This window comes from Pedobacter boryungensis (genome assembly GCF_013204825.1).
Taxonomy (GTDB): domain Bacteria; phylum Bacteroidota; class Bacteroidia; order Sphingobacteriales; family Sphingobacteriaceae; genus Pedobacter; species Pedobacter boryungensis.
This window is the reverse complement of the sequence record NZ_JABMKV010000002.1, coordinates 639546-665373: the sequence shown is the minus strand read 5'-3', so window position 1 is coordinate 665373 and position 25828 is coordinate 639546. Positions and strand designations below refer to the sequence as shown.

The 25828-nt window shown below is 34.9% G+C and carries 25 protein-coding genes; 4 read left to right on the top strand and 21 right to left on the bottom strand.

The window, feature by feature from the left end; all coding sequences use genetic code 11:
• Window positions 1-14 precede the first annotated feature (14 nt).
• Both HQN85_RS09480 and rfbC read left to right on the top strand, forming a co-directional pair.
• Complete coding sequence (locus HQN85_RS09480; protein WP_173271572.1) at window positions 15-317, top strand: DUF4286 family protein; 303 nt, start codon at window positions 15-17, stop codon at window positions 315-317.
• Window position 318: 1 nt separating this feature from the next.
• A complete protein-coding gene (rfbC, locus tag HQN85_RS09475) occupies window positions 319-873 on the top strand; it encodes a dTDP-4-dehydrorhamnose 3,5-epimerase (RefSeq protein WP_173271571.1) in 555 nt (184 codons plus the stop codon).
• A gap of 55 nt (window positions 874-928) precedes the next feature.
• On the opposite strand, the gene HQN85_RS09470 is transcribed toward rfbC, so the two are convergent.
• From HQN85_RS09470 to HQN85_RS09375, 20 genes are all read right to left on the bottom strand, one after another.
• Complete coding sequence (locus tag HQN85_RS09470) at window positions 929-1771, bottom strand: OmpA/MotB family protein (protein ID WP_173271570.1); 843 nt, start codon at window positions 1769-1771, stop codon at window positions 929-931.
• Window positions 1772-1817: 46 nt separating this feature from the next.
• The gene (locus HQN85_RS09465; protein ID WP_173271569.1) at window positions 1818-2480 is read right to left on the bottom strand and encodes a DUF2461 domain-containing protein; all 663 of its coding nucleotides are present in this window, start codon (window positions 2478-2480) and stop codon (window positions 1818-1820) included.
• Entirely contained in the window at window positions 2477-2887 is a 411-nt protein-coding gene (locus HQN85_RS09460; RefSeq protein ID WP_173271568.1) for a DUF983 domain-containing protein, read from the bottom strand. The genes HQN85_RS09465 and HQN85_RS09460 overlap by 4 nt, the downstream gene beginning before the upstream one ends.
• Window positions 2888-2913: 26 nt before the next feature.
• On the bottom strand, window positions 2914-3165 hold the full coding sequence (locus HQN85_RS09455; RefSeq protein ID WP_173271567.1) for a hypothetical protein: 252 nt from the start codon (window positions 3163-3165) through the stop codon (window positions 2914-2916).
• Window positions 3166-3199: 34 nt separating this feature from the next.
• Entirely contained in the window at window positions 3200-3739 is a 540-nt protein-coding gene (locus HQN85_RS09450) for a DUF420 domain-containing protein (RefSeq protein ID WP_173271565.1), read from the bottom strand.
• Between the two features lie 40 nt (window positions 3740-3779).
• Window positions 3780-4487: an SCO family protein gene (locus HQN85_RS09445; protein ID WP_173271563.1), complete on the bottom strand. Its 708-nt coding sequence runs from the start codon at window positions 4485-4487 to the stop codon at window positions 3780-3782.
• A gap of 74 nt (window positions 4488-4561) precedes the next feature.
• Window positions 4562-4918 carry a cytochrome C oxidase subunit IV family protein gene (locus HQN85_RS09440; protein WP_173271561.1) on the bottom strand — a complete coding sequence of 119 codons (357 nt, stop codon included), beginning with the start codon at window positions 4916-4918 and terminating at the stop codon, window positions 4562-4564.
• A gap of 21 nt (window positions 4919-4939) precedes the next feature.
• Window positions 4940-5647 carry a cytochrome c oxidase subunit 3 gene (locus HQN85_RS09435; protein ID WP_173271559.1) on the bottom strand — a complete coding sequence of 236 codons (708 nt, stop codon included), beginning with the start codon at window positions 5645-5647 and terminating at the stop codon, window positions 4940-4942.
• A gap of 31 nt (window positions 5648-5678) precedes the next feature.
• Complete coding sequence (locus tag HQN85_RS09430) at window positions 5679-6257, bottom strand: cytochrome c oxidase subunit 3 (RefSeq protein ID WP_173271557.1); 579 nt, start codon at window positions 6255-6257, stop codon at window positions 5679-5681.
• Window positions 6258-6267: 10 nt separating this feature from the next.
• Window positions 6268-7173, bottom strand: coding sequence for a heme o synthase (gene cyoE / locus HQN85_RS09425; RefSeq protein ID WP_173271555.1), 906 nt, complete (start codon window positions 7171-7173; stop codon window positions 6268-6270).
• A gap of 1 nt (window position 7174) precedes the next feature.
• A complete protein-coding gene (locus tag HQN85_RS09420; protein WP_173271553.1) occupies window positions 7175-8236 on the bottom strand; it encodes a COX15/CtaA family protein in 1062 nt (353 codons plus the stop codon).
• Window positions 8237-8327: 91 nt separating this feature from the next.
• Entirely contained in the window at window positions 8328-10217 is a 1890-nt protein-coding gene (locus tag HQN85_RS09415) for a cytochrome c oxidase subunit I (protein WP_173271551.1), read from the bottom strand.
• 21 nt (window positions 10218-10238) lie between these two features.
• A complete protein-coding gene (locus HQN85_RS09410) occupies window positions 10239-11471 on the bottom strand; it encodes a cytochrome c oxidase subunit II (RefSeq protein ID WP_173271549.1) in 1233 nt (410 codons plus the stop codon).
• 63 nt (window positions 11472-11534) lie between these two features.
• Window positions 11535-12773 (bottom strand): quinol:cytochrome C oxidoreductase, encoded by a 1239-nt coding sequence (locus HQN85_RS09405; protein ID WP_173271547.1) that lies wholly within the window; start codon window positions 12771-12773, stop codon window positions 11535-11537.
• Window positions 12774-12788: 15 nt separating this feature from the next.
• Window positions 12789-13397 (bottom strand): c-type cytochrome, encoded by a 609-nt coding sequence (locus HQN85_RS09400; RefSeq protein WP_173271545.1) that lies wholly within the window; start codon window positions 13395-13397, stop codon window positions 12789-12791.
• Complete coding sequence (locus tag HQN85_RS09395; RefSeq protein ID WP_173271543.1) at window positions 13369-13905, bottom strand: DUF3341 domain-containing protein; 537 nt, start codon at window positions 13903-13905, stop codon at window positions 13369-13371. Before HQN85_RS09395 ends, HQN85_RS09400 begins: the two co-directional genes overlap by 29 nt.
• Before the next feature lie 2 nt (window positions 13906-13907).
• Window positions 13908-15380 (bottom strand): NrfD/PsrC family molybdoenzyme membrane anchor subunit, encoded by a 1473-nt coding sequence (gene nrfD / locus HQN85_RS09390; RefSeq protein WP_173271541.1) that lies wholly within the window; start codon window positions 15378-15380, stop codon window positions 13908-13910.
• Between the two features lie 24 nt (window positions 15381-15404).
• A complete protein-coding gene (locus tag HQN85_RS09385; protein ID WP_173271539.1) occupies window positions 15405-18464 on the bottom strand; it encodes a TAT-variant-translocated molybdopterin oxidoreductase in 3060 nt (1019 codons plus the stop codon).
• 48 nt (window positions 18465-18512) lie between these two features.
• Window positions 18513-19802 carry a c-type cytochrome gene (locus HQN85_RS09380; RefSeq protein WP_173271538.1) on the bottom strand — a complete coding sequence of 430 codons (1290 nt, stop codon included), beginning with the start codon at window positions 19800-19802 and terminating at the stop codon, window positions 18513-18515.
• Window positions 19803-20052: 250 nt separating this feature from the next.
• Window positions 20053-21033 (bottom strand): deoxyhypusine synthase family protein, encoded by a 981-nt coding sequence (locus HQN85_RS09375; RefSeq protein ID WP_173271536.1) that lies wholly within the window; start codon window positions 21031-21033, stop codon window positions 20053-20055.
• A 411-nt stretch (window positions 21034-21444) separates the two neighbouring features.
• On the opposite strand from HQN85_RS09375, the gene HQN85_RS09370 reads away from it, so the two are divergent.
• Window positions 21445-22575: a BamA/TamA family outer membrane protein gene (locus HQN85_RS09370; protein ID WP_173271534.1), complete on the top strand. Its 1131-nt coding sequence runs from the start codon at window positions 21445-21447 to the stop codon at window positions 22573-22575.
• Window positions 22576-22580: 5 nt separating this feature from the next.
• On the opposite strand, the gene HQN85_RS09365 is transcribed toward HQN85_RS09370, so the two are convergent.
• A complete protein-coding gene (locus HQN85_RS09365; protein WP_173271532.1) occupies window positions 22581-23447 on the bottom strand; it encodes a DUF3667 domain-containing protein in 867 nt (288 codons plus the stop codon).
• A 158-nt stretch (window positions 23448-23605) separates the two neighbouring features.
• Between HQN85_RS09365 and HQN85_RS09360 the strand changes: the two genes are divergently transcribed.
• Complete coding sequence (locus tag HQN85_RS09360; RefSeq protein WP_173271529.1) at window positions 23606-25780, top strand: penicillin acylase family protein; 2175 nt, start codon at window positions 23606-23608, stop codon at window positions 25778-25780.
• The last annotated feature ends 48 nt before the right edge of the window (window positions 25781-25828 follow it).

The following is a 25828-nucleotide window of genomic DNA, read 5'->3' as shown; positions in this document are numbered from 1 at the left end:
TATATATTTGTACTATGTTATTATACAATGTAACCGTAATTATAGAAGAGGCAGCTGCAGAAGAGTGGTTGCAATGGATGTTAGAAATCCATATTCCAGAAGTAATGGCAACTGGAAAATTTGTTTCCAATCGTTTATTGAAAGTGCTAGATTCACCAAATGAAGGTAAAACGTATTGCACACAATATGTTGCAGAAACAGCAGAAGATTACGCAGATTACCAACAAAATTATGCTCCAGCTTTACAAGCAGACTTACAACGTAAATTCGAGAATAGATTTGTTGCTTTTCGCACATTAATGGAATTTGTAGCCTAATATGAATATTATAGAAACTCCCATAAAAGACCTTTTTGTTATTGAACCCAAAATCTGGAAAGATCCACGTGGTTATTTTTACGAAAGCTATAGCGCAAAATTATTTTCTGAAGCAGATATAAATGCAGTATTTGTACAGGACAATCAGTCTTTTTCTCAAAAAGGAACTTTACGAGGCTTGCATGCGCAAGCACCTCCTTTTGCGCAAGGCAAGTTAGTCCGTGTTATTCAAGGAAGTGTATTAGATGTTGCGGTTGATATTCGTAAAAATTCATCTACCTACGGCGAACATTTCGCAATTGAATTAAGCGGTGAAAACCATAAGCAATTGTGGGTTCCGCCAGGTTTTTTACATGGTTTTCTTACATTAGAAGATAATACCATTTTCACTTATAAAGTAACTAATTATTACGATAAAAATTCTGAAATTGGCGTAATATGGAACGACCCAACTTTAAATATAAATTGGAGCGAACATGTGAATGCCAACGAATTTCTATTATCTGATAAGGACTTAATTCTTAGTGACTTTAAATCTCTTGAAAGTCCGTTTTAATCTTATACATTATGTAGTGAAGAATTAAATTCTTCACTACATTCTAAATGATAAATTATTGTTTTATCAAATCGTACAATTCATCTAATTTAGGTGACAATACAATTTCTATCCTACGATTTTTGCTTCGACCTTCTGCGGTGGTATTTGAACTTAAGGGCTGGAACTCTCCCTTACCAGTGGCTGTCATTCTTACACTTTCCACTTTTTGCTCATCCGTTAAAAATCGAACAACCGACGTAGATCTAAGCACACTTAAATCCCAATTATCTTTTATCTGACCAAGATTAGTGATTTTTTGAGAATCAGTATGACCTTCTACAGCAATATTAATTTCAGGCTGCTGTTTAAGTACCGAAGCCAACTGCGTTAATGCTTGTTTACCTTTTTCATCAATAATAATACTACCAGAAGGGAATAATAATTTATCAGTTAATGAAACATATACCTTACCATTTTTAATCTCAACAGTTAATCCATTTTTGGTGAAACCTAATAAAGCCGTCTGTAATTTTGCCTTCAATTGGTTCGTTGCCTCATCGCGTTTGCGCAACACTTCTTCTACCTCCTTTAAACGTTGTTCACGTTTCTGTAAATCAGCAGAAAGCTTATTAATCTCTGAAGAGCTATTGTTACGTAATTTATTGTAATTAGCATCCATTTCTGCATACTGAGATTTTAAGTCATTTAACTGGCCACTTAAGTTTGTAGTATCTGTTTTTAAACGAGCAATTAATTGTTCTAAACTTTCATTTTTAAGTTGAGATTCTGTCCAACCTGTATTTAACGAATCTTGTTTTGCCAATAAAGTTTTATACTTTTTAGGCGATAATATTACGCAAGAACTAATAGTTGAAACGATTAAAAAGAGAGCTATTGCTAGAAAAGTGTTTTTCATTATGCGAATTTGTGTGTTTATAGTATTTATAAACCACTAACTGTAATTATGCAGTAGTGGCTTTTCTCAAAAATAGAACAAATGGTTGAATAGTTTTAAAAGCAGTTATTAACTTATCCACGATTGTTGGCTTAAAAAACTCTGCATCTGGTATTGAATAAATTGCGATAAAACTTTTCAGCTTTAATAATTCAATTTCAGGATGTGTGATTTCATATCCCTTTGGTGCTTTTTTCAGTTTATCTTCTTGGCTAAGTTTGTATATATTTTTAAATTCTTTTGCGTTAATAACGTCTAAAAATTCAGAAGTATTATAATCAATTTCTTCTCTAATCATTTTTAATACCGAAGACTCTGGCTGCCAAAAACCTACACCAAAAAAACAATTGCCAGGTTGCAAATGGAGATAATAAGCTGCTGTATTTGGGCCATACCCTTTTACATCAAATGCAATACCGTAATTCTTTTTATAAGGATCTTTGTTCTTACTAAATCGTACATCGCGGTAAATGCGCATCAAAGCTTTTTTAGGCTCTGTATCTGCAGAAAACTGAGGGTCGATTGCTGCAAGTTCTTTAATCAACTTCGCGATGAAAGGGAATAAATCTGCTTTTGCTTCTTCATACAGATACTTGTTTTCTGCAAACCATTCACGATTGTTATTCTCACTAAGTTCAGTTAAAAAAGATAAGGTTTTAGGTTTAATCATGACTTATCAAAATTAGCATTGTATTTAATTTTAGGCGATAGTAAATGCAGTAAAATTATACGTGAATATCGATAATTTAGGGGAGATAAAAAAAGTGATCCAAGGAAAATGACACCTACATATAACCATACAGAATCGAAATCCAATTTGCCGTTAGATAAGTAATAGGTTAAAAAGCCCATACTAATCATTTCAGCCATATTCATTGCATAACTTACATACATGGCTGCGTAAAAGTAACCCGGTTCTATTTCAAATCTTTGTCCGCAATGTGCACATTTATAGTTAGTACGCTGAACATTGAAACCATACATACTTCCAGTAAATATTGCTCCCCTTCTGCAATGAGGACATTTTCCTGTTAGGATTGCATAGAGTTTAGGCGTTTTCTGTAAAGAATGACCCATGGTAAGAAAAGACCTAATGAAAGAAATTAGTGATTAAGAGGTGTAGATATCATCTTCTTACGATAATTTCTATACCATAGCACTCCAATCCCTGTCATTAAAAGATAAGGAATTGCTAAAAGATAAATAATACCAGAGTTTAGCCCCTTTCCTTGCGTATTTCCATTTTTAGTGCCTTGCTCTGCATTTATGGTACACATAGAACATTGCGCCTTAACTGCTGGGCTAAACGAAAAACTCAATAGGATAATAAATAGAAAAACTATACCTTTTTTCATCTGACAAATATACCTATTCTAACGTTAAATTGTTTTAAAAATTATAATATGGCGATATCATGAGATATACAATTACTCCTGTTACCGCTACATATAACCACATTGGAAACGTGATTTTTGCAATCTTTTTATGTCTATCAAAACGTTGGGCTAAGGCTCTCACATACGTCACTAATACAAAAGGAATAATAATTACCGATAAACAGATATGCGTAATTAAAATAAAATAGTAGATATATTTGATAGCGCCTTCACCGCCAAATTTAGTAGAATCCGAGGTCATGTGGTAGGCAACGTACATGCCTAAAAACAGAACAGAAAGACAAATCGCAAACTTCATTAAATTTTCGTGTAATTTTCTCTTACCATTCTTAATTGCCCAAACTGCAATAACCAACACAACAGCCGTTATCCCATTAATGGTAGCATAAATTGGTGGCAAAAAAGAAAGTGGTTGTACATCGTAACCAAGCTTTCTCAAATTAACCCCAAAAAGCAAGGCAACAACTAGTGGTATCGCAACAGATAATACAATTATCCATTTATTATATTTTTGTTCTACTGATGTATTCATTTTATTTCTTGTTTGTTTAGTCAAATGCTTTTTATTTTGACTATCTACCATCGTCCATACTTCTTAACTCTTCAGCAATCAATACTTTAATTTCATCGTCTAGTTTTGATAATGCTTCTTGATTTGTAGCTTCGTAATATCCTCTTATTCTATGCTGTGGATCTAACAATACAAACATATTGCTAAAGGTAAATTTAGTTTGCCCGTTTTCAGTTACTTTCAATGCATCCAATAATAATCCGTTTTTAATAAAGCGATGTATGGTTGTGCTGTCTCCCGTTAATAAATCCCACTTACTAGCTTTCGCATTTAGCTTTTTCGCATAATCGGCCAAAACAAAAGGTTGGTCATGCTCAGCATCCATAGTTAAACCAACAAAATGAACCATGGTATTCTTCGTGTACTCTTTATTGAGGGTTTTTAAAGCGGTATTGGCAACATCAATTCCATAATTCCCGCCATTAGTATAAAAAAGATGAGCAAGGATAATTTTACCTTCGTAATTTTTCCAACTTACTGAATCACCTTTCTGGTTAACTAACTTAAAATTTTCTATCGTATGGTAAATGGTATCTGGTATCTGTTTTCCTCTTACCGAATGAAAAGTTGAAGCGACTTGTTTTGCGCCGTATATAGCTAAGGGTTTATATCTGTTTTTACCCTTTTCTTGAAGTAAATAATATAAAAATCCTGGTACCGCTAATATGGTGACCAGGATTAATATTTTTTTTATTGGATTATATTTCATCCGTTAGTTTTTTTCTTTCAATAGTCGGATGGAGCCTTTAATGAATAAATAATCTTTATCCATTTCGAGTTACATTAAACCTTTGGCATGTGAATATGAAGGTAACCACCTTCAATTAGCATTAATGTTATGAAATAAATAATGAATACAAAAGAAACTGAAAGCGCCAATTGTAATCCTAATTTTTCGAACTTTAAGTGCATAAAATAAGCAACAATATAAAATGCTTTAAGCAATGTTAAAACGATATAAATATAATTACCTGTGTGTTGTGTAAGATGACCCTGAGGAATTGCCCATAAAGCGATGATAAACTCAATCACTGTAATCATCAATAAAATACCGAAAACCTTCCAGATTTTTTTCTTCGTCATTCCTTCATGCTCACCGTGTGCATGCTCATCTGTAGTATGTATGTGTTGTTCTGACATAATATTTTTTTTAAAGAATAATTAAACTAGATAGAAGAATGTAAATACAAACACCCAAACTAAATCTACAAAGTGCCAATATAAACCTACTTTTTCAACCATTAAATAATGACCACGTTTCTCGAAAGTACCGTTAATTGTCATACATAAAATGATGATATTGATCACCACACCACTAAATACGTGGAAACCGTGGAAACCAGTAATGGTAAAGAATAAGTTTGCAAATTGTTGTGCTGCAACGGTAGAAACAGGCCCATTAAAGAAATGAGTTAGTTCTTCAGCAGATGGAATTGTTCCCCACCAGAAACCTTCATGATGTAAGTGTGTCCATTCAATAGCCTGACAGCCTAAGAACATGAAACCACCTATAATGGTAGCAATCATCCAACCAATTACTTCTTTTTTAGCACGGCGATGACCAGCTTCTACCGCTAGTACCATAGTTACCGAACTCATAATCAAAATAAAAGTCATAATACCCACAAATACTAGTGGAGCACCACTATCTGTTATACCTGGTATAGATTGAAAAACCTTGTCTGGTGCTGGCCAAGTGAATTTAGTAAAACGTTGTGCACCATAATAAACCAATAATGATGAGAAAGTAAAGGCATCTGATAATAAGAAAAACCACATCATTATTTTACCATATTCTACGTTCCAGGGAGAATGTCCGCCAGCCCATGGAGTGGTTTTAACTTGGTCTAATTTCGATAATGAATCCATTTAGTAATAGTATAATAGTTTGTTAAAAAATCTAACTGTTCAAAAGTAAAAAAACATACAGATATATCCATAATATATCTATAAAATGCCAAAAAATAGAGGTAATTTCTTGACGATAAACCGCTTTCTCAGTTGGAATCTCTTTATAAGAACCAATTAGCGTATTTAAGATAAAGCAAATACCTGCAAAAATGTGTAATAAGTGGAACCCTGATACAACATATATTAGGGAAATAGCTGCATTATTGTTAATTAAGACAGCTCCACTACGATATAATCCTGTCCAACCCTGAAATTGCAAATAGGCAAAAATTAACCCCAATGCAAAGGTGATCCATAAAAATAATTGCTGTGATTTTTTATTCCCATTTCTTAAAGCTCTCGAGGCTAAGAAAAGTGTAACACTGCTAACTACTAATACTGCAGTACTGTACATAAAGGCATCTGGCAATACTAACCCATGACCCTTACCTTTAGACGCTGCAAATACAATGTAATAACTTGTCCATCCACCAAACATAATGGTAGACGAAACCACAAATAACCATACCACAAACTTTTTGGGTTTGGCATCAAACTTAAATTCTTGTTGTTGCAAAGTATGCACCATTTTAATATTGTTAAACTATTAAATTAAATAATAAAACCACTTGTACTAACGGGATGTAAATAAAAGAACAGAACATCACCTTTCTTGCACTAGGCAAATCCATTTTTACCATCATCTGATAAGCAAAGTAGCTAAAAACAAGCCCAGCAACTATAGAAACACCAGCAATGTAATAACCACCAAAGCCATAAATGGTTGGCAATAAACTTACAGGTATTAAAATCAATGTACTTACAAAGGTAAATACAGCACTTGTTTTATCTCGTTTTTTGGTTGGCAATAATCTAAAACCAGCCTTTTTATAATCATCATCCAATACCCATGCAATAGACCAAAAATGAGGGAATTGCCATACAAATTGAATTAGAAATAGAATTAATGCAATCTGATAATCCACAGGAACATACCCAATCTCTGATTGTCCACCGATAGCAGCAATATATCCGATTAGTGGTGGCAAGGCTCCTGGAATTGCGCCTACAAATACAGCAATTGGCGATTTACGTTTTAAAGGCGTATAAGCAAAAGCGTACAACAATATAGAGAAAACAGAAAGCAAACCGGTTTCAGGATTTAATTTCACCAATAGTGAGGTACCTGCCATCCCCATAATTAAACCTAGTACCAATCCTTGTCCTGTAGTCATTCTACCTGCTGGCATTGGTCTATCTTTGGTTCTACTCATCAACTTATCCAAATCCTTTTCAATAATCTCATTGAAACAATTTGCCGAAGCAGTAACCAAAAATCCACCTACAATAAGAATTAACCAATTTGTCCAGTTAATTCCTTCTGCAATATTTCTGTCAATCTGAATTTTAGACCCAATCAAAAATGTAACCGAAGCAGAAAACACTACCAAAAAGGTAAGTCTGAACTTGATTAATTTTGAGAAATCTGAAAAAAACTGTTTCAATTTAATTGGGTTTATAAGTAGCTGTACGGTAAACTAATAGATATAAATAATATTGTAGGCTAAATAATACTGTAGCAAATAAAATATGTATGGCTTGTGCGTATGGTGGTAACGACAAATAGGACAATAAGAAACCTGAAGCAATTTGCACCACTAAGGTAATCATGATATAATTAGCAGTTAATAAAGGCCAACCTTTTCCACTAAAACGATCAATCACCATTTTGTATACGATAAAATTACATACCGTCACTAAAATTGCTAAATCTCTATGGTATGAAAATATTGAACCCACTCTACCAACCCATGTATTTCGTCCATTAAATTGCAATGATTTGGCTACTGCATCTATACTCTCACGCACCTCTGTACCTAAAATGATTTGTATAATGGTAACGATAATTGTAAAGGCCAAAAATCCCTTTAACCATAAAATGCGATACATAATTACGCTACGATCTTTATGCAACATTTTAGCATAATTGTAGGTATAAATTAAAATACCCAAAATTACTAATGCAATTAACATATGTGCTGTTACTACCCACTGTGTTAAATTAGTGGATACTACAATTGCACCCAACCATCCTTGAAAACCAATCAGTAATAAATTTAAAATACTTAATACGATTATTCTTTTAGCTGATTTTTTAAAAGAGAAAGAATAAATTACCAATAGAATAAGGCAAAAGCCTGCTACCACACCTACTAATCTATTGGCATACTCTGTCCAAGTATTCGCCACATTAAATGCTTCGGGTTGGGCAATAGAAGTATCATGTCTAATACTATCCGCTAAATCTGCTTTACCTATTTTTTCTAGCGTTTTAGCAAAACGTTCGTTTTTTGCTAAACGTTGTGCTACATATTTTTCTTTATAATTAGCTGGTAATTGTGATACCGAAGTTGGTGGTATATATTGATCAAAGCATTTTGGCCAATCAGGACAGCCCATACCAGAGCCAGTGCTGCGAACAATTCCACCAGCCAAAATAACTAGTAGTGTTACCACAATACTAATAAAGTTTAATCTAATAAATCTATTTTCAGATTTAGCAATCATTGATGTGTGATAGATTAAAAAAAGGCATCTGTTGCAAGTTAAATTACTTCAGCAGATACCTTATCTATATTATTATACAGAATAATACCTGCTATTCTGTGTCTTTAGCGGGTTTGTTATTTAACTCCCATTCCGCCTGAATTTTTTCAGCTTCAGTGTTTCCTTCAAAATCATGTGGCAAGTTAGAGCTCATAGTTTGAGAGAAAGGAACAGTTTGAGGAATAAAGTCTTCTTCCGCACCTGGCTTACTATAGTCATATGGCCAACGATATACTGTTGGAATTTCTCCTGGCCAGTTACCATGTAAGCGCTCAACTGGGGCAGTCCATTCTAATGTATTTGCACCCCAAGGGTTTTGTGATGATTTTTTACCTTTAAATATCGAATAAAAGAAGTTAAATAAGAATGCTACTTGAGCTAAACCAGCTATAATAGCCGACCAAGTTACCAATACATTCACAGTTAACCATTTCTCCATGAAAGCAAATTCAGTAAATGCGTAATAACGACGCGGTACTCCATCTAATCCTAAAAAGTGTAATGGGAAGAATACTAAATAAGCACAAGTGAATGTAATCCAGAAGTGTAAATAACCTAATTTTTTGTCCATTAAACGACCGAACATTCTTGGGAACCAGTGATAAACACCTGCAAGCATACCAAATATCGCTGCAGAACCCATTACCAAGTGGAAGTGAGCTACTACGAAATAGGTATCGTGTAAGTTAATATCTAATGCTGCATTACCCAACCAAATACCAGTTAAACCACCAGAGATAAAGAATGAAACCATACCAATAGCAAATAACATCGCTGGTGTAAATCTAATATTACCTCTCCATAAGGTAGCCAACCAGTTAAATGTTTTTACTGCTGATGGTACCGCAATAATCAAAGTAGTGATCATAAATACACCACCTAGTAAAGGATTCATACCAGTTACGAACATATGGTGACCCCAAACGATAAATGATAATACAGTAATACCAATTAATGAATAAATCATTGCATGATAACCAAAAATTGGTTTTCTCGAGTTTACAGAAATAATTTCTGATGAGATACCCATTGCTGGCATAATTACAATATACACCTCTGGGTGACCTAAGAACCAAAATAAGTGTTGCCATAAAATTGGCGAGCCCCCTTCGTTAGGTAAAATTTGTGTACCGAAAACAATATCTGATAGGTAGAAACTTGTACCAAAACTACGGTCAAATACCAATAATACAACACCTGCTACTAATACAGGGAATGATAAAATACCCAAGATAGCTGTTAAGAAAAACGCCCAAATTGTTAAAGGCATTTTCCAAAGATCCATCCCTTTAGTACGCATGTTTAAGATTGTACTTACATAGTTAATACCACCCATTAGCGATGAAGCTACGAAAAGCACCATACTAATTAACCACATGGTCATACCCAATCCAGACCCTGGTATTGCTTTTGGTATAGCCGATAATGGCGGATATACTGTCCAACCAGCACTTGCAGGACCTGTTTGTATAAAGAATGATCCCATCATGATTACACAAGCAGTAAAGAAAAACCAATAAGAAAGCATATTCAAGAATGGCGATGCCATATCTCTAGCACCCACTTGTAATGGGATTAATAAGTTACTAAAAGTTCCACTTAACCCTGCTGTTAACACAAAGAATACCATAATGGTACCATGTATAGTAACTAGCGCCAAGTAAAAGTCTGGTCTAATTCTACCACCTTCAGCCCATTTACCTAAAAATGTTTCTAAAATTGGGAAGCTTTTATCTGGCCATGCTAATTGTAATCTAAATAAAATAGACAAACCCATAGCAATAACAGCCATAATAATACCAGTTATTAGAAACTGTTTGGCAATCATTTTATGATCCTGACTAAATACGTATTTAGTTAAGAACGTATCTTGGTGATGCTCATGACCGTGATCATCATGATTATCGTGGTGGTGTGTATCTTGTAGTGATATAGTTGACATAATAAGGGCTCTCCAGTATTATTATTTTTTTAAAGCTAATTGATTTGTTTTTGCAGTCGTATCTTTTGCTGTTGAATCAGCTGCGGCAGGTTTTTCAGCCGGATCAGCAAGTAAAGGTAATTTGAAAGTCTTTCTCAAATCGTTAGTTAAATAAGTTGCTTGTTTAACCACCCATTCCTCATATTCTTTTTGCGAAACAACTCTAACTGGTTTTTGCATGTTATAGTGGTTAGTACCACAAATTTTTGCGCAAAGCAATAAATAGTTAAAATTAGGATCGTTCGTTTTAGCCTTCATTTCAGCTGTAGTAATAGTAGGCGTAAATTCGAAATAAGAAGTCATACCAGGTACAGTATTTAATTGAACTCTAAAGTGAGGCATATAAAAACTATGTATAACGTCTTTACTTGTTAAAATAAAACGAACTGGTTTGTTTACTGGAAGTACAATTTCATCAGCAACTTGATCATCTAAGTTGTTTTTATCGTTAAAATCGATACCCAAATTATTAATAGAGGTAATTAATTTATAGTTCTTTAAACCAACAATACCATCTGCTCCTGGATAACGAACATCCCATTGGAATTGAGAAGAAGTTACTTCAATGCTCAATGGCTTATTTTTAGGATCTTCAATCTTATAAAAAATCGATCTCCAAGTAATAAAGCCCATCAATACCAAAATAGTTAATACAAACGCAGGAATAACAGTCCAAACACGCTCTAAAACATTATTATGTGGATAGTAATATGCTTTCTTATCTTTTTGATGTCTATAGATATAGGCAAACGTAAATAAAACAATATGCGTAGCTATAAATACGATGGTGGTTAATATTAGCGTAATATTAAACATTTCATCAATTTTTTTACCATGCTCAGATGCAGCTTCAGGTAAAATCATATTTCCATGAACCGTATATTCCCAATACACACCGTACAAACCTACAAGTAGGAATACGACGAATATAACCCCATTCACTAAATCCCAGTTAATTCCTTCAGATTTACCTTCACTCTCGCGAGTTAATTCATAAACCTTCATTGCTTTACCAACTATGGCAATGAATAAGCACAATAGCAAGAATAGCAATACATAGAATAATGTCGATTTATAAATCGGACCCATATCTACAGGTTTTGCTGTAGCGGCTGCGGCTGCTTCTTGGGCAAAAGCATTGGTGCTTGCAAACGCAGTAAAAATTACTGCTAAAGCCGCCATTGTTTTATTACTTATTAATTTTTTTAAACTCATTTTCTTAAAAGTAGTACGCTGTACTTTTATAATATTAATTTATATACTCCTAAACCTAATCTATTATAGATGATGGTTTAAACTTTCTTGTAAAAACGGATGGTTTTTAGGGATTAATGCTTTTTTACTTAGTGAACTTAACACTGTGAATGTAAATAAGCCTAAGAAACCTAATGCTGTTCCTATTTCTATAATTCCAAATCCGCTACCTGGCTTTCCATCAACTACCTTAGGTCCAAATTCAAATACACCTGGCATAATCATTTGATAGTAATCTACCCAGTGTCCACAAAGAACCACAATCGATACAGCTAATAATATATTTTCACTTCTCTTGTTATCACGATCCATTAATAATAATAAAGGAGAAAGGAAATTCAATATTAAATTGATGTAGAACCAAGCTTCATAGTTATTAAATCGTTTGTAGAAGTATACAGTTTCCTCAGACATGTTTGCATAGTAAATCAATAAGAATTGAGCAAACCATACATAAGTCCAGAAAATAGAGAAACCAAAGATAAACTGACCTAAGTTATGTAAGTGGCTATTGTTAACCCAGCTCATATAACCAGCTTTCTTTAATAAGATAATAATTACAGCAATGGTAGCTAAACTACTTACCCACATTGCAGCGAAGTTGTACCAACCAAACATAGTTGAGAACCAATGCGCTTCTAACGACATGATGGTATCAAAAGCAAATATTGGTGTAGTAAAACCATAAATTACTAAAAATATACATGAGTATTTAAAGCTTTTACGGTATGAATTTAATCCACCCTCTAAATCTTCGTTGTTAGACCATTTTGCTAAAAGCACAGCAAAGATGCTATATACTCCTAAAAAGATAACCTGTCTTGCCATGAAAAAAGGCACATTTAAGAATGCCGATTTACCATCAATCAACTTATCATAGTTAGCAGAATTAGGATCAGTAATACCTGGTGCATTCCAATGGTGATACAAGTTGTGTGTATATAAACCTAAGCCTACAACAACCAATAAGATAATCACAGCTAAAGGCAAAACTTTTGCCATTGCTTGAGGTACACGTAAAATAGATGCAGACCAACCTGCCTGAGCTACATATTGAACGGCTAAAAAGAAAGCCCCAGACATACATACACATGCAAAGTAATATGCCATTAGTAACAGGTTAGCGAATGTACGCTCGTGAGCGTCGCTCATAAAACCGTAAGCAATTGCTCCAATACCAATTACGATACCGATAATGCTCAGCGTTTTTACTTTCCCTGTAAACTCAAATTGTTCACTTAAATTATAATGATGAGTTCCCATTTAAATCTGCTTTTCTTATTTTATTTTTTGTAATTGTTGAACATACATCACTACTTTCCATCTTTCGTCTGGTGTAAGTTGTGAAGCATGAGATCCCATTGCATTTAAACCATACATAATAGTATGATAAATTTTACCAGCTGGCATATCTTTCATTAATCCACCACGTGATGAAACTGCATCAGCTCCATGATATGCTGGAACTCCAGAAATACCTTTATCTAGTTTTACGATATGACCTTGACCATCGCCTTTTTCACCATGGCATGGAGCGCAGAATACAGTAAAGAAGTGTTTACCTTCTACTAAATTCTTTTCTGTTAAAGGTAAAGGGTTCACTAATGCTGCAGAAGCTTCATAACCTTCCTTTGTATTAGCGTACTCATATCTTACAAATCCAATTGGATCTGTATTTGCTGGTGGAGTTTGTGCAGTAGCTCCATTTGCAAAGTTTTTGTTTGGTTGATCCTGATTGTAAGCAATTGGATCATACATATTTCTTGCATACTCTAAGCCTGTACTGCGTTTATCTCTACAAGCCGAAAGCATCGCCACAGAAGCAAGTAGTATAAATGCGGCGTAAACTATATTCTTCTTATTCATAGCTAACATACTTCCTTTCATTATGCTTTACTTCTAAAGCACCAGCACCTTTTAATAGTTCGTCAATTTTAGTGTGCTCAGTATTTTGTTTTGCATCTATAGCGATGATAAAACGATCATCAGTTGCACGTAAATCCATTACTCTTGGTGCTCTTCCCGGAAATAAATGAGTAGAAGCATAGTATGATCCTACTAGGCCAAAAGCACAAAATAAAATCGTTAACTCAAAAGTTATTGGAATAAAATCTGGTAAAGCAAAGTGGGTTTTACCACCAATGTTAATCGGCCAATCTACTACTGTAGCTAAATAAACCCCGGTTAACATAGTTATCGTTCCGGTAATACCGAAAAAGAATGCAGCTATATCTAACCTAGATCTTTTTACTCCTAATTTTGCTTCGATGCCGTGGATAGGCATAGGCGTATATACATCATGTATCTTGATGTTATTTTCCTGCAATTTTTCGATGCCATGCATCATTTCATCAGGATCGCCAAAACTGCCTAAAATATATTTGATATTACTCATTGTTATATTTTTGCGTATTCTTCTTGTTTAACACTATCAAATTTATCTAAAGACTCTATATACTCAGCTACTTGTTCTTTATCCAAGTGACCGTCTTTGATTAATTCCATTTTAGATTGCTCACTCGCACTCTTCAACAATAATTTCACCTCTGCTATCGCGATAGAAGGTAATACTCTTAAGAACAATAAGAATAAAGTAAAGAATACTCCAATTGATCCTACAAATACACTTACATCAACCCATGTTGGATAAAACATTGCCCAACTTGATGGTAAATAATCACGGTGTAAAGAGGTTACAATAATTACGAAACGCTCAAACCACATACCGATGTTTACCACGATAGATAAAATCCAAGTAGCTGCAATGCTGGTACGGATTTTTTTGAACCATAACAACTGCGGAGAGATTACGTTACAAGTCATCATCATCCAATATGCCCACCAGTAAGGACCAGTAGAACGGTTTATGAAGGCGTATTGCTCATACTCTGAACCAGAGTACCAAGCGATAAAGAACTCAGTTAAGTAAGCCACACCTACAATTGAACCTGTTAAGATGATAATCTTGTTCATCGATTCGATGTGGAACATGGTGATATAATTTTCTAAACCTAATACTTTACGTGCAACCAATAATAAGGTTAACACCATCGCAAAGCCAGAGAAAATCGCCCCAGCCACAAAGTATGGAGGGAAAATGGTAGTGTGCCATCCTGGAATTACAGAGGTTGCAAAGTCCATAGATACAATAGTGTGTACCGAAAGTACAAGTGGTGTTGAAATACCTGCTAAGATTAGAGACACCGCCTCAAAACGTTGCCAAGTTTTCACATTACCAGTCCAACCGAAAGAAAGGATGGTATATACTTTTCTACGCATACCTATTGCTCTATCTCTAATGGTTGCGATATCAGGCAATAAACCTGTATACCAAAACAATAATGATACTGAGAAATAAGTAGAGATGGCAAACATATCCCATACTAACGGAGAGTTAAAGTTTACCCAAAGTGAACCAAACTGATTTGGTAATGGTAATACCCAATACGCTAACCATGGACGACCCATGTGCGATACTACGTATGTTGCGGCGCAGATAACGGCGAAAATAGTCATCGCCTCTGCAGAACGGTTAATAGAGTTACGCCAATTTTGACGGAAGAGTAGTAATACTGCAGAAATTAGCGTTCCTGCGTGACCAATACCTACCCACCATACGAAACCGGTGATATCCCAAGCCCATCCAACTGTTTTATTTAAACCCCATGATCCGATACCGAACCAAAAAGTATAACTCACGGCAACTACCCAAAGTGTAGCACCACAAAGTGCGATGATAAAGCCAATCCACCAAGCCCTGTTAGGCTTGTTTTCTACCGGCAGTAAAATATCATTCGTAATTTGAGCATACGTAATGTCTTTACCGGTAATTAATGGTTCTCTTAAAATTGATTCGTTATGTCCTGACATAATTTATATTGCTGTAAGTACGGCTTAAGCGTGTACTTCTTTAGTTTCTGAATCTATATTTCTAATTTTCGTCATATAACCAATACCTGGTTGTACGTTGATTTCTTCTAAAACGTAGTAGGTACGTTCACTGCGCAATAATTTCGATACCTCTGAATTTGGATCGTTTTTATCACCGAAGATAATCGCGTTAGCCGAACAAGCTTGTTGACAAGCCATTTTGATATCTCCGTCTTTTAGTGCACGTTTTTCCATTTTGGCAGTTAATTTACCAGCTTGGATACGTTGAATACACATAGAGCATTTCTCCATTACCCCACGAGAACGTGTAGTAACATCTGGATTTAATACCAATTGTGTAAATTCATTGTTTAAGTAGTTATCGAAACGTGAATCATTCCAGTAGTTAAACCAGTTGAAACGACGAACTTTATATGGACAGTTGTTTGCACAATAACGTGTACCAACACAACGGTTGTAAGCCATGTGGTTTAAACCATCTGATGAGTGTACAGTTGCTAATACCGGACAAACTGTTTCGCATGGTGCGTGATCACAGTGTTGGCATAACATTGGTTGGTGAACAACTGAAACATTATCTAAATTGCTCATGTGAGCGATTTCTTTTTCTTCAGTTACATTTTCGCCAGTTTTCTCATCGTTAAAGCTGTAATAACGATCGATACGCAACCAGTGCATTTCTCTACGTCTACGAACTTCATCTTTACCTACAACTGGAATGTTGTTTTCTACATTACAAGCAACAATACAAGAACCACAACCAGTACAAGCATTCAAATCGATTGCCATTACCCAGTCATTACCTAATTTCTCGTATTTATCTGTAGTCCATAAATCGTAAACTTTATGTTTATGGTGATTACCAGAACCAGCAGCTGGATCTTTTAAGTAATCTTTTAAACTTGCTTCGCGAATAATATTTCTACCTTCAAATGAATAGTGCGTTTGTGTTTGCGCCAATTCTTCTGTCATGCCAGTTCCAGTTAATTTAACTGTAGTTGCATAACTTAAAGTACCGTTACTAAACTGTACAAAAGGGAAGGCATTTTTACCTACATTATCACCAGCTTTACCCACTTTAGTACGTCCGTAACCTAAAGCTACAGAAGCAGTACCCATTGCCTGACCTGGTTGAATTAATACAGGTAAATCAATTGATGTTCCTTTTTCATCCTTGATGGTAACTACATCAAATTCTTTGTAACCTGATGCTTCAGCTTGTTTAGGTGAAAGCGCTAAATAGTTATCCCAAGTTACTTTAGAAACTGGATCAGGTAACTCTTGTAAGAATGCATTGTTAGCATGTTTACCATCACGCATCGGAATGCTTTCGTATACATGTAATTCTAACGTATCTTTTCCGTTTCCTTTAGCTAAAGCTTTGCTGCTATTTGCAATTGAAGTAGCAACAGCATCTAAAGAAAGAGCGAAGTTATAAGCACCTGCAGTTTTTGGCGCTGCCATAACTACACCACTTTGTAATACATCATTCCAAGTTTTACCTACACTAGGTAAAATGTTTTTCTCCCAATTGTTACGTACATATTGGTAGTAATCTTGAACAGCAGCATCAGACCAAATTAATAAACTTTGTTCTGCTTGACGAGAATTGAAAACAGGATTGATTGTTGGCTGTACGATAGAATAGAAACCTTCGTATGTATTTGCATCACCCCATGACTCTAAATAGTTAGGTGTAATGGCAACAACATCACAGTTATCTGAAGTTTCATCAACTCTATCTGAGAAAGAAACTTTTAAAGCTACTTTAGCTAAGGCTTCAGCAAATGCTTTTGAATTAGTTGAATCATAAACAGGGTTTGAATTTAAGAAGAATACCGCAGCAACTTCTCCTCTGTTCATTTCATTAATTAATTCTGCAAATTCTGCATCATTACCTTCGTAACGTTTATTTGGATTATCTAAATCGATAGTTGTACCATAACTACCAATAGCAGAGTTAATGGCATTTACTAAAGTTTGAGTAGAAACGTCGTTAGAACCAGAAACTACTACAGATTTTCCTTTGTTTTGTAGTAATTCTTTGGCAACTAATTTTAAAGCTTTATCGGCATTGGTATTATTTCCTAATGTTCCGCCAGCTAAATTGCTACCTGTAATTGCATTGTATAAGGTAATTAATGCCGGACCTTCTTCAGATAATTTAATCGGAATACGTGTATCAGCGTTAGTACCTGTTAAGCTCATACCAGTTTCAAACTGAAAGTGGCGAGACATTTTACCTTTTTCTAACGATTTATGATTTCTGTTTGCAACATATTGCGCAGTGAACTCTTCTCCACTAATCCAAGTTCCTAAGAAATCTGCAGCAAAACTTACAATTAAGTCTGCTTTATCGAAGTTATATTTTGGCAATACTGCTTTACCAAAGCTATTCTCATTTGCTTTGATGATACCTGTATAAGATACCGCATCGTATTGTACAAGTTTTGATGTAGGATATTTAACCGCAAAATCTGCAACAACTGCTTTAGCCGATGGGCTATTTAAGCTAGATGAAACAATACGGATTTTTTTACCTGATGCTTGTGCTTTATTTAATTCGCCTTTTACAAACTCATCTAATTTACTCCAAGTTGTTTCTGCTTTTTTAAGCAAAGGCGTTTTTAATTTAGATACATCATACAAATCTAACACAGAAGCTTGCGCTTGTGCATCTGTACCTGTGCTAAATACACCAGCATTTGGATTAACCTCTATTTTAATCGGTCTACCAACTACTGTTTTAACCAATACGCTTTGACCTTTAAAAGTCGAAACATAATAGTTAGGGATACCTGGCACAACCTCTTCCGGTCTAATTAAATAAGGAATTGATTTGTGTACAGGTGTTGTTTGACAAGCTGCTAAGGTTACCGCACCTAAACCAAAACCTAAGGCTTTTAAAAAGTCACGGCGTGGGGTAACGGTACTTAATCCTGCTTCACTTAAAACATCTTCTATTGGAAGTGGCTCTGCAAATTCGTTTTTGTTGTTTTGAACAAAATCGGGAGTGTTTTTAAGCTCCTCTAAGCCTTTCCAGTATTTTTTATTGCTTTCCATTTAAGCTCTATTACTGTTTATCGAACGTTCTTTACTAAACTCTATTAATTAATAATGGCATTTACCACACTCTAAACCACCTAACATGGCTGGAGTAATTTTTTCGCCTTTTTTAATTTTCTCATGCGCTGCAATAATGTTCGCATAGAAAGCATCATTTTTCTTACCAGAGATATCTGCATCTTTATGGCAATTGATACACCATTTCATTGTTAATGGAGAATATTGATAAATTTCTTCCATTGTATTAACAGGACCATGGCAAGCGAAACATACTGGGTCTTTTGGATTGATACCTTTTTCTTTACGAATTGCTGCTTCACCAACTACTACGTGTTGTGAGTGATTGAAATATGCAAAATCTGGCAAGTTGTGAACACGAACCCACTCAATTGGTTTTTCTTTAGTTTTATCGTAAGTCTGTTTATCAGCATCGTAACCTAAAGCATTGTATATCTTCTGAATTTCTGGTGAAATCTGACCATCCTCTGTTCTAGCTTGTACGTTTTTGTGACAGTTCATACAAACGTTAAGTGAAGGAATAGTAGAGTTTTTTGATTTAAATGCACCAGAGTGACAGTATTGACAATCGATTTGATTGATACCAGCATGTAATTCGTGTGAGAATTTAATTGGCTGTACTGGTTGATAACCTGTGTGTACACCTGTTTCCCACATACCCATCCAACCGAATGAGCCTAATACAATGATTAAACACAATACAAAGAAGGCAACAAATTTCTTGTTTTTAAATAATGCTCTAACTCCTGTAGCAAGAGATACATTTTCTTCTTCAACAATTTCTATACCTTGTTTTTGTAGAATTAAGCGCTCTAACATTTTTACTGCACGGCCTAAAACCACCAATACAATAATAGAAAGGATAATGATGGCAATTACACCAACAATAGAAAGACTTGAAGTGCCTTCGTCTTTAACAGCAGCACCAGCTTCTGCAGCTTTCTTAGGCTCTCCTGCTTTTGCGTAAGCGATGACGTTTTTAATTTCTTCATCTTTTAACGTAGGGAATGCCGTCATCTCCGAAGGAGAAAACTTTGCAGCCTCTATTGCTTGTGCGTTTCCAGAAGCTCTTAAAGCAACGTTGTTTTTAATCCACGCAAGCAAAAAGGTTTCATCCAATTCATTCACCTTTGGAGTAAGTGCCGGACCTGTAGCATCATGATCTAAAGCATGGCAAGAAGCACATTTTGCTTTAAACAATGTTCTACCAGCTACTACATCTTGTGCCTGTGTTACAGTTACAATTAAAAAAGATAAAGAGGCAAAAATAAATGCCGACTTCCAAACTTTCTTAAGAATTAATGAGATATTCCTCATAATGAGTATTTTATGCTATTTTTTGAAATTAATTTTAAATCTAGATGATGATTTGATTAAGCCATTCAGAAAGATTTGAACAAAAGTAAAATTTATTAAGATACCAATGACATATTAATGACAGTGAAATACAATTTATAATCATTCTAAATTATTGTATTTTCCCCTTTAAACAATAAAAAATCAGCAATTTTTAAAATACTGCTGATTCTCTTGCGCTTATCTTTTTGAAAAAAATTTGGATTTTAAATTACATTTTTAATATCCAAGCAAATATCAATGGAGCTACAATCGTAGCATCAGATTCTACAATAAATTTAGGCGTATGAATATCTAATTTACCCCAAGTGATCTTTTCATTTGGCACAGCGCCCGAATAAGAACCATAAGAAGTAGTGGAATCAGATATCTGACAGAAATAACTCCAGAATGGAATATTCTCCATTTCCATATCTTGATACAACATCGGAACCACACAAATTGGGAAATCTCCTGCTATACCGCCACCAATTTGGAAAAAGCCAATTCCTTTGCCAGCCGAGTTTGCGATATACCAATCTGCTAGATAACCCATATATTCAATACCACTTTTCATGGTGGTAGCTTTCAATTCATTTTTCATCACGTAAGATGCGAAGATATTTCCCATCGTCGAATCTTCCCATCCTGGCACTACAATTGGCAAATTCTTTTCGGCAGCTGCCAACATCCATGAATTTTTAGGGTCAATTTCATAGTATTGCTCTAAATCTCCACTTAACAGCATTTTGTACATAAACTCATGCGGAAAATAACGCTCGCCTGAAGCATCAGCATCTTTCCAAATTTTGTGAATATGTTTTTGCAAACGACGAAATGCCTCTTCTTCTGGAATACAGGTATCCGTTACACGGTTGTAATGATTTTCTAATAAGTCCCACTCATCTTGCGGACTTAAATCACGATAGTTTGGAACACGTTTATAGTGTGAGTGCGCAACAAGGTTCATAATATCTTCCTCTAAGTTTGCACCTGTACATGAAATAATAGCCACTTTATCTTGTCTAATCATTTCCGCTAAAGAAATGCCCAACTCTGCCGTACTCATTGCGCCTGCAAGGGTAATCATCATTTTTCCACCTTCTTCTAAATGGGTTTCATAACCTTTAGCTGCATCCATCATCGCCGCAGCGTTAAAATGAAGATAGTTAGTCTCCATAAATTTCGATATCGGTCCTCTTGTCGTACTCATCTGTATATTTTTATTGTTTGCTGCAAAAGTACAGATTTTAGGTTAAAGTGAAATTGATAATTTTCTATTGCGATTTTTTGGTCTGGCCGCACTATTAACTATTAGTTAAATTAGATTAAAGAGTGGTTCTATTAATAGGCAATGATACTATGACCAAGGAGAACTCTAATTGGATTATTTAAGCTCCAGTTTAATTCGCAGTTGATACGGACTTTAGTCGGGTACAATTGTCACAAGTCCGACCAAACCCCGACCAAACTCCGACCAAACCCCGTCTTAACAGTGAAGTTGAAAATGAATTTTTAAGAAGTTGAGTGACATCCATCTCAAACTATAAATTGCAATCAAACTGCTTATTATATCCAAATACGCTATTAAACTTTTAAGCAATAATTCCTTTACTTTGTGGCGATGAAAAAAATATTGATTTTTTGCGTACTGACTGTTTTGACTAATCCTCTTTGGGCTCAAAAAAAACTAATTCAAAAGTTATTATCGAACGAAAAAGATACTACTCGTAAGGCTAGCTTTATGCCGATACCTGTATTAGGTTATGCGCAGGAAACTGGTTTTGAATTTGGCCTAGGTGCACTGTATTCATTTTATATGGATAGAAAAGATACAACTAATAGAAGTTCTAATTTCTCTGGAACAGCTTCTTACTCTACGAAAAAGACATATAATTTAACGTTAAAAGGTGATGCATGGACAAAGGGAAATCTTTATCATTTTATTGGTGAAGTACGCTTTAAAAAAACACCTTTTAACTTTTATGGCATAGGAAATAACACGCAAAAAAGTGATGAAGATAAGCTGGTGCAACAGCAAATAAAAATCCTTTTAGATGCAGAGAAAACATTTATTAAACACGCTTATACTGGAATTTCTTTAGGGTTTGAAAACTATAGTTTTACCGATAAAATTACTGGTGGAATTTACAGTTCATCGCCTGCTTTACACGATAGAACTGGTGGTTCGGTTGCGTATGTTGGTTTATCTCAAAGTTATGACACGAGAAACTCTAATAATTACCCAACAAAAGGGTTTTTTGGCAGAATAACTTATCAATATGCACCAGATGTTTTTGGTAGCAGCCATTTTACAGGCAGCCAAATAAAGGTAAATGTGCGTAATTTTTGGTCGTTAGCACCAAAAGTAGTATTGGGCATACAAGGCTTATATCATACTGTGCAGGGCACACAAACTCCATTTTATCTTTTACCGCAGTTAGGTAATGATGAAATTATGCGTGGTTATTATACTGGGCGCTATCGGGATGAGAATTTAGTAGCGGCACAAGCGGAATTGCGTTATCGTTTTATGAACAGATTTGGTATTGTTGCTTTTGCTGGCGGAGGAAAAGTATTCTCTAACGGCAATTTATCTTTTGATGATTTAAAGCCTAATTATGGTGTAGGCGGAAGATATTTCTTTGATACTGCCAAAGGGTTAAGTGTTCGTTTGGATTATGGAATTGGGGAGAAAAAAGCAAATGAAAAACGCCAAAGTGGAATGTATATTAGTTTAGCAGAGGCTTTTTAACTGGTTTAAACTCCAATTGAATGTATAATTTTAAAGAAAAGCAATATTCTATAGCCGTATAACCCTGCTAAAAATAAAAACATAATGACTACAGATCCGATAACTGATCGGATTATGGAAGCATTATAAAATCTTCTTGAGGCAAAAAAACAATATACGCCAAAAATGACCCATGCTGTTAACGCACTAACCAAATCATAGGTGCTATCGTAATTCCCTTTTACAAAAAAATAGTAGTAAGGGTTTGTGATACAGGAGCCTAAAAAAGTGTAAAACAAAAGTAAGAACGAAAAAAGATAGGTGCTAAAAACTAAATGTTCAGAGAGATATCTTCTTCTAAATACTAAAAAACCACCAATGGCCAATAAGGGAATAAAAACCACTAAAAAGGCTTTTGATTCTATACCCATCTTTTGATTAAAAATTGTAGCAACAACTTTAAACTTTTCATTTGTTGGAGCTACTTGATCTATAATCTCTTTTGAATGAAATTCTGTAAAGGGATAAAAATTATAAAAACTAGTTAACGGTGTTGAAAACAGGTTGTTTTGTCCAATTAGTAAAAAATAAATGATATTGCAGACAAAGAATAAAGCAAATGGACGCATAAACGGCACTCTTTTACCTCTGCAAAAATCTAATGCCAACAACCCCGGCCTCGTCACTAACAGTTTTACCGATTTAAAAAACTTATTATCAAAATGGGTTATCCCTTCAATTGATTCTTCAGCATAATGCTTCAAAGCTAGATCATGAAGTTCAAATCTTTTCTCACCACATGTGCTACAATACTTGCCCGTTAATACTGATCCGCAAGAAGTGCATTCTACTTTATTTTTTAAATGGTCTTCAACTGTTGTATTGTGGCGCATGAATTTAGATTTGAAACTAATTTCGATATTTATCTATACTAATACAAATGAAAATTTCCTGCATAATCAATTAATTTAAAGCCGATTATAACGAACCACTATTAAATCAAAAATATTTCTCAATTTAGGGTTCTCTCATTATATTTTACTTCTTGGTCATGAAAAAATTAGTATTACTGTTTTTACTTCCCCTTTCTGTTTTCGCTCAGAAATTTACTCCTACCGAAATTGCCGCTTATCAGGCTCGAGCTAAAAATGTGACTATTATTAGAGATAATTGGGGAATTCCACATGTATATGGCAAAACAGATGCTGATGCAGTTTTTGGACTTTTGTATGCGCAATGTGAGGATGATTTTAAGCGTGTAGAACTTAACTACATTGAAAAATTAGGGAGATTAGCTGAAATTAATGGGGAACGAAGCCTTTTTAATGATTTGCAAATTCGTTTATTAATAGATTCGACTGAAGCTATAGCTGATTATCAAAAAGCCCAACCTTGGCTTAAAAAATTATTGGATGCTTATGCTGCAGGTATAAACTATTATTTATACAAAAATCCACAAGTTAAACCTGCCCTACTAACTAGATTTAAACCTTGGTACGCGTTACTATGGACTGATGGAAGTATTGGTGCGATTAATACTGCTGATTTAACCATCGAAGAATTAAAGAAATTTTATACAGGAGATTATTCGCCAACGGCTTATGTTCCTGTGATAAAAGATCAACATAGTGGATCAAATGGTTTTGCTTTTGCACCATCAATGACTGAATCTGGTAATGCAATTTTATATATCAATCCGCATACTACCTTTTATTTTAGACCAGAAGTACAAATGCAAAGCGAAGAAGGTTTAAATGCATATGGTGCTGTAACTTGGGGTCAGTTTTTCGTTTACCAAGGCTTTAATGAACATTGTGGCTGGATGCATACGTCTAACAATGTTGATATTGCCGATATGTATGCTGAGAAAATAAGTAAAACGGATAAGGGTTTAGTTTATGAATACGATAAAAAGAAATTCCCTGTAATGGAGAAAAAAGTAACCATCCGCTATCGTGAAGGAGAAACTTTAAGAACTAAAAATTTTAACGCCTATTTTACCAATAATGGACCAGTTATGGCGGTCAGAGACGGCAAATGGATTAGCTTAAAATCTAAAAACAGAAATACACAAAGTTTAGTGCAAAGTTGGGTACGTACTAAAGCTAAAAGTTTTGAAGATTATCAAAAGGCAATGGACTTAAAAGCAAATGCATCTAATAATACGGTTTATGCAGATGCGCAAGGAAATATTGCCTACTGGCATGGTAATTTTATTCCTGTAAGAAATACAATATATAATTGGACTGAGGTTGTTGATGGTTCTACATCGGCAACGGCTTGGAAAGGATTACACAATGTGAAAGATATGGTTCATGTGTATAATCCACCAAATGGCTGGCTACAAAACTGTAATTCTACTCCATTTAGTTCGGCAGGCAAATCCAGTCCAATTAAAGCAAATTACCCAAGCTATATGGCACCGGATGGAGAAAATTTTAGAGGTGTAGCGGCAGTAAAATTATTAAGTCGACCAATGAAATACACCCTAGATAAAGTTATTGCAACTGGTTACGATAGTTACATGCCTGGTTTTGAAGTACTCATTCCTGCATTATTAAAAGCATATCATCAATTGCCACAAAGCGATCCTTTATTAGAAGAATTAAAAGCGCCTATTGCTATTTTAAAAACGTGGGATTATAGATCTGGAGAAAATTCTGAAGCCACTACTTTAGCCATGGAGTGGGCGCCTAGATTAAACTCTGCCATTCGCAAAGTTTACATTAATCCTGGGGATAAAGATCAGGTAGAAGCAACCACGGCATTTGCAAAAGTAGCACGGCCAAATGAATTATTAGACCCATTAAAAGCTACGCTTGCCGATTTAACCAAGCGTTTTGGTAAATGGCAAATTGCTTGGGGGGAAGTAAATCGATACCAGCGATTGACTGGTGCTATTAACGAAAAATTTGATGACAATTCGCCCAGCATCCCTGTAGGTTTCGGTTCCGCAATGTGGGGTCAATTAGGATCATTTGTGAGTAACCCTTTTAAAACAAATAAACGTTATGGATATAGTGGCAATAGTTTTGTTTGTGCAGTTGAGTTTGGCAAACGGATTAAAGCAAAATCTATTCTAGCTGGTGGAAATAGTGGAGATCCCACTTCAAAACATTTCAACGATCAGGCTTTAATGTATACCAAAGGACAATTTAAAGATGTGCTTTTTTATAAAGAAGATGTGCTTAAACATGTAGAAAGAAGCTATCAGCCTGGCCAATAAGATTTACCACATAGGAACATAGAGCAAAGTCGGAATGAAAAATTAATT

Excerpts from the sequence above, each read along its gene's own strand:
- HQN85_RS09370 (WP_173271534.1), top strand. The coding sequence starts at position 21,445 with ATGAAAAAAATATTGATTTTTTGCGTACTGACTGTTTTGACTAATCCT.
- HQN85_RS09365 (WP_173271532.1), bottom strand. The coding sequence starts at position 23,447 with ATGCGCCACAATACAACAGTTGAAGACCATTTAAAAAATAAAGTAGAA.
- HQN85_RS09420 (WP_173271553.1), bottom strand. The coding sequence starts at position 8,236 with ATGATTGCTAAATCTGAAAATAGATTTATTAGATTAAACTTTATTAGT.
- HQN85_RS09440 (WP_173271561.1), bottom strand. The coding sequence starts at position 4,918 with ATGTCAGAACAACACATACATACTACAGATGAGCATGCACACGGTGAG.
- HQN85_RS09405 (WP_173271547.1), bottom strand. The coding sequence starts at position 12,773 with ATGGGAACTCATCATTATAATTTAAGTGAACAATTTGAGTTTACAGGG.
- HQN85_RS09415 (WP_173271551.1), bottom strand. The coding sequence starts at position 10,217 with ATGTCAACTATATCACTACAAGATACACACCACCACGATAATCATGAT.
- HQN85_RS09395 (WP_173271543.1), bottom strand. The coding sequence starts at position 13,905 with ATGAGTAATATCAAATATATTTTAGGCAGTTTTGGCGATCCTGATGAA.
- HQN85_RS09470 (WP_173271570.1), bottom strand. The coding sequence starts at position 1,771 with ATGAAAAACACTTTTCTAGCAATAGCTCTCTTTTTAATCGTTTCAACT.
- HQN85_RS09400 (WP_173271545.1), bottom strand. The coding sequence starts at position 13,397 with ATGAAAGGAAGTATGTTAGCTATGAATAAGAAGAATATAGTTTACGCC.
- HQN85_RS09445 (WP_173271563.1), bottom strand. The coding sequence starts at position 4,487 with ATGAAATATAATCCAATAAAAAAAATATTAATCCTGGTCACCATATTA.
- HQN85_RS09465 (WP_173271569.1), bottom strand. The coding sequence starts at position 2,480 with ATGATTAAACCTAAAACCTTATCTTTTTTAACTGAACTTAGTGAGAAT.
- nrfD (WP_173271541.1), bottom strand. The coding sequence starts at position 15,380 with ATGTCAGGACATAACGAATCAATTTTAAGAGAACCATTAATTACCGGT.
- HQN85_RS09385 (WP_173271539.1), bottom strand. The coding sequence starts at position 18,464 with ATGGAAAGCAATAAAAAATACTGGAAAGGCTTAGAGGAGCTTAAAAAC.
- HQN85_RS09410 (WP_173271549.1), bottom strand. The coding sequence starts at position 11,471 with ATGAGTTTAAAAAAATTAATAAGTAATAAAACAATGGCGGCTTTAGCA.
- HQN85_RS09455 (WP_173271567.1), bottom strand. The coding sequence starts at position 3,165 with ATGAAAAAAGGTATAGTTTTTCTATTTATTATCCTATTGAGTTTTTCG.
- HQN85_RS09460 (WP_173271568.1), bottom strand. The coding sequence starts at position 2,887 with ATGGGTCATTCTTTACAGAAAACGCCTAAACTCTATGCAATCCTAACA.
- HQN85_RS09380 (WP_173271538.1), bottom strand. The coding sequence starts at position 19,802 with ATGAGGAATATCTCATTAATTCTTAAGAAAGTTTGGAAGTCGGCATTT.
- HQN85_RS09430 (WP_173271557.1), bottom strand. The coding sequence starts at position 6,257 with ATGGTGCATACTTTGCAACAACAAGAATTTAAGTTTGATGCCAAACCC.
- HQN85_RS09450 (WP_173271565.1), bottom strand. The coding sequence starts at position 3,739 with ATGAATACATCAGTAGAACAAAAATATAATAAATGGATAATTGTATTA.
- HQN85_RS09360 (WP_173271529.1), top strand. The coding sequence starts at position 23,606 with ATGAAAAAATTAGTATTACTGTTTTTACTTCCCCTTTCTGTTTTCGCT.
- rfbC (WP_173271571.1), top strand. The coding sequence starts at position 319 with ATGAATATTATAGAAACTCCCATAAAAGACCTTTTTGTTATTGAACCC.
- HQN85_RS09435 (WP_173271559.1), bottom strand. The coding sequence starts at position 5,647 with ATGGATTCATTATCGAAATTAGACCAAGTTAAAACCACTCCATGGGCT.
- HQN85_RS09480 (WP_173271572.1), top strand. The coding sequence starts at position 15 with ATGTTATTATACAATGTAACCGTAATTATAGAAGAGGCAGCTGCAGAA.
- HQN85_RS09375 (WP_173271536.1), bottom strand. The coding sequence starts at position 21,033 with ATGAGTACGACAAGAGGACCGATATCGAAATTTATGGAGACTAACTAT.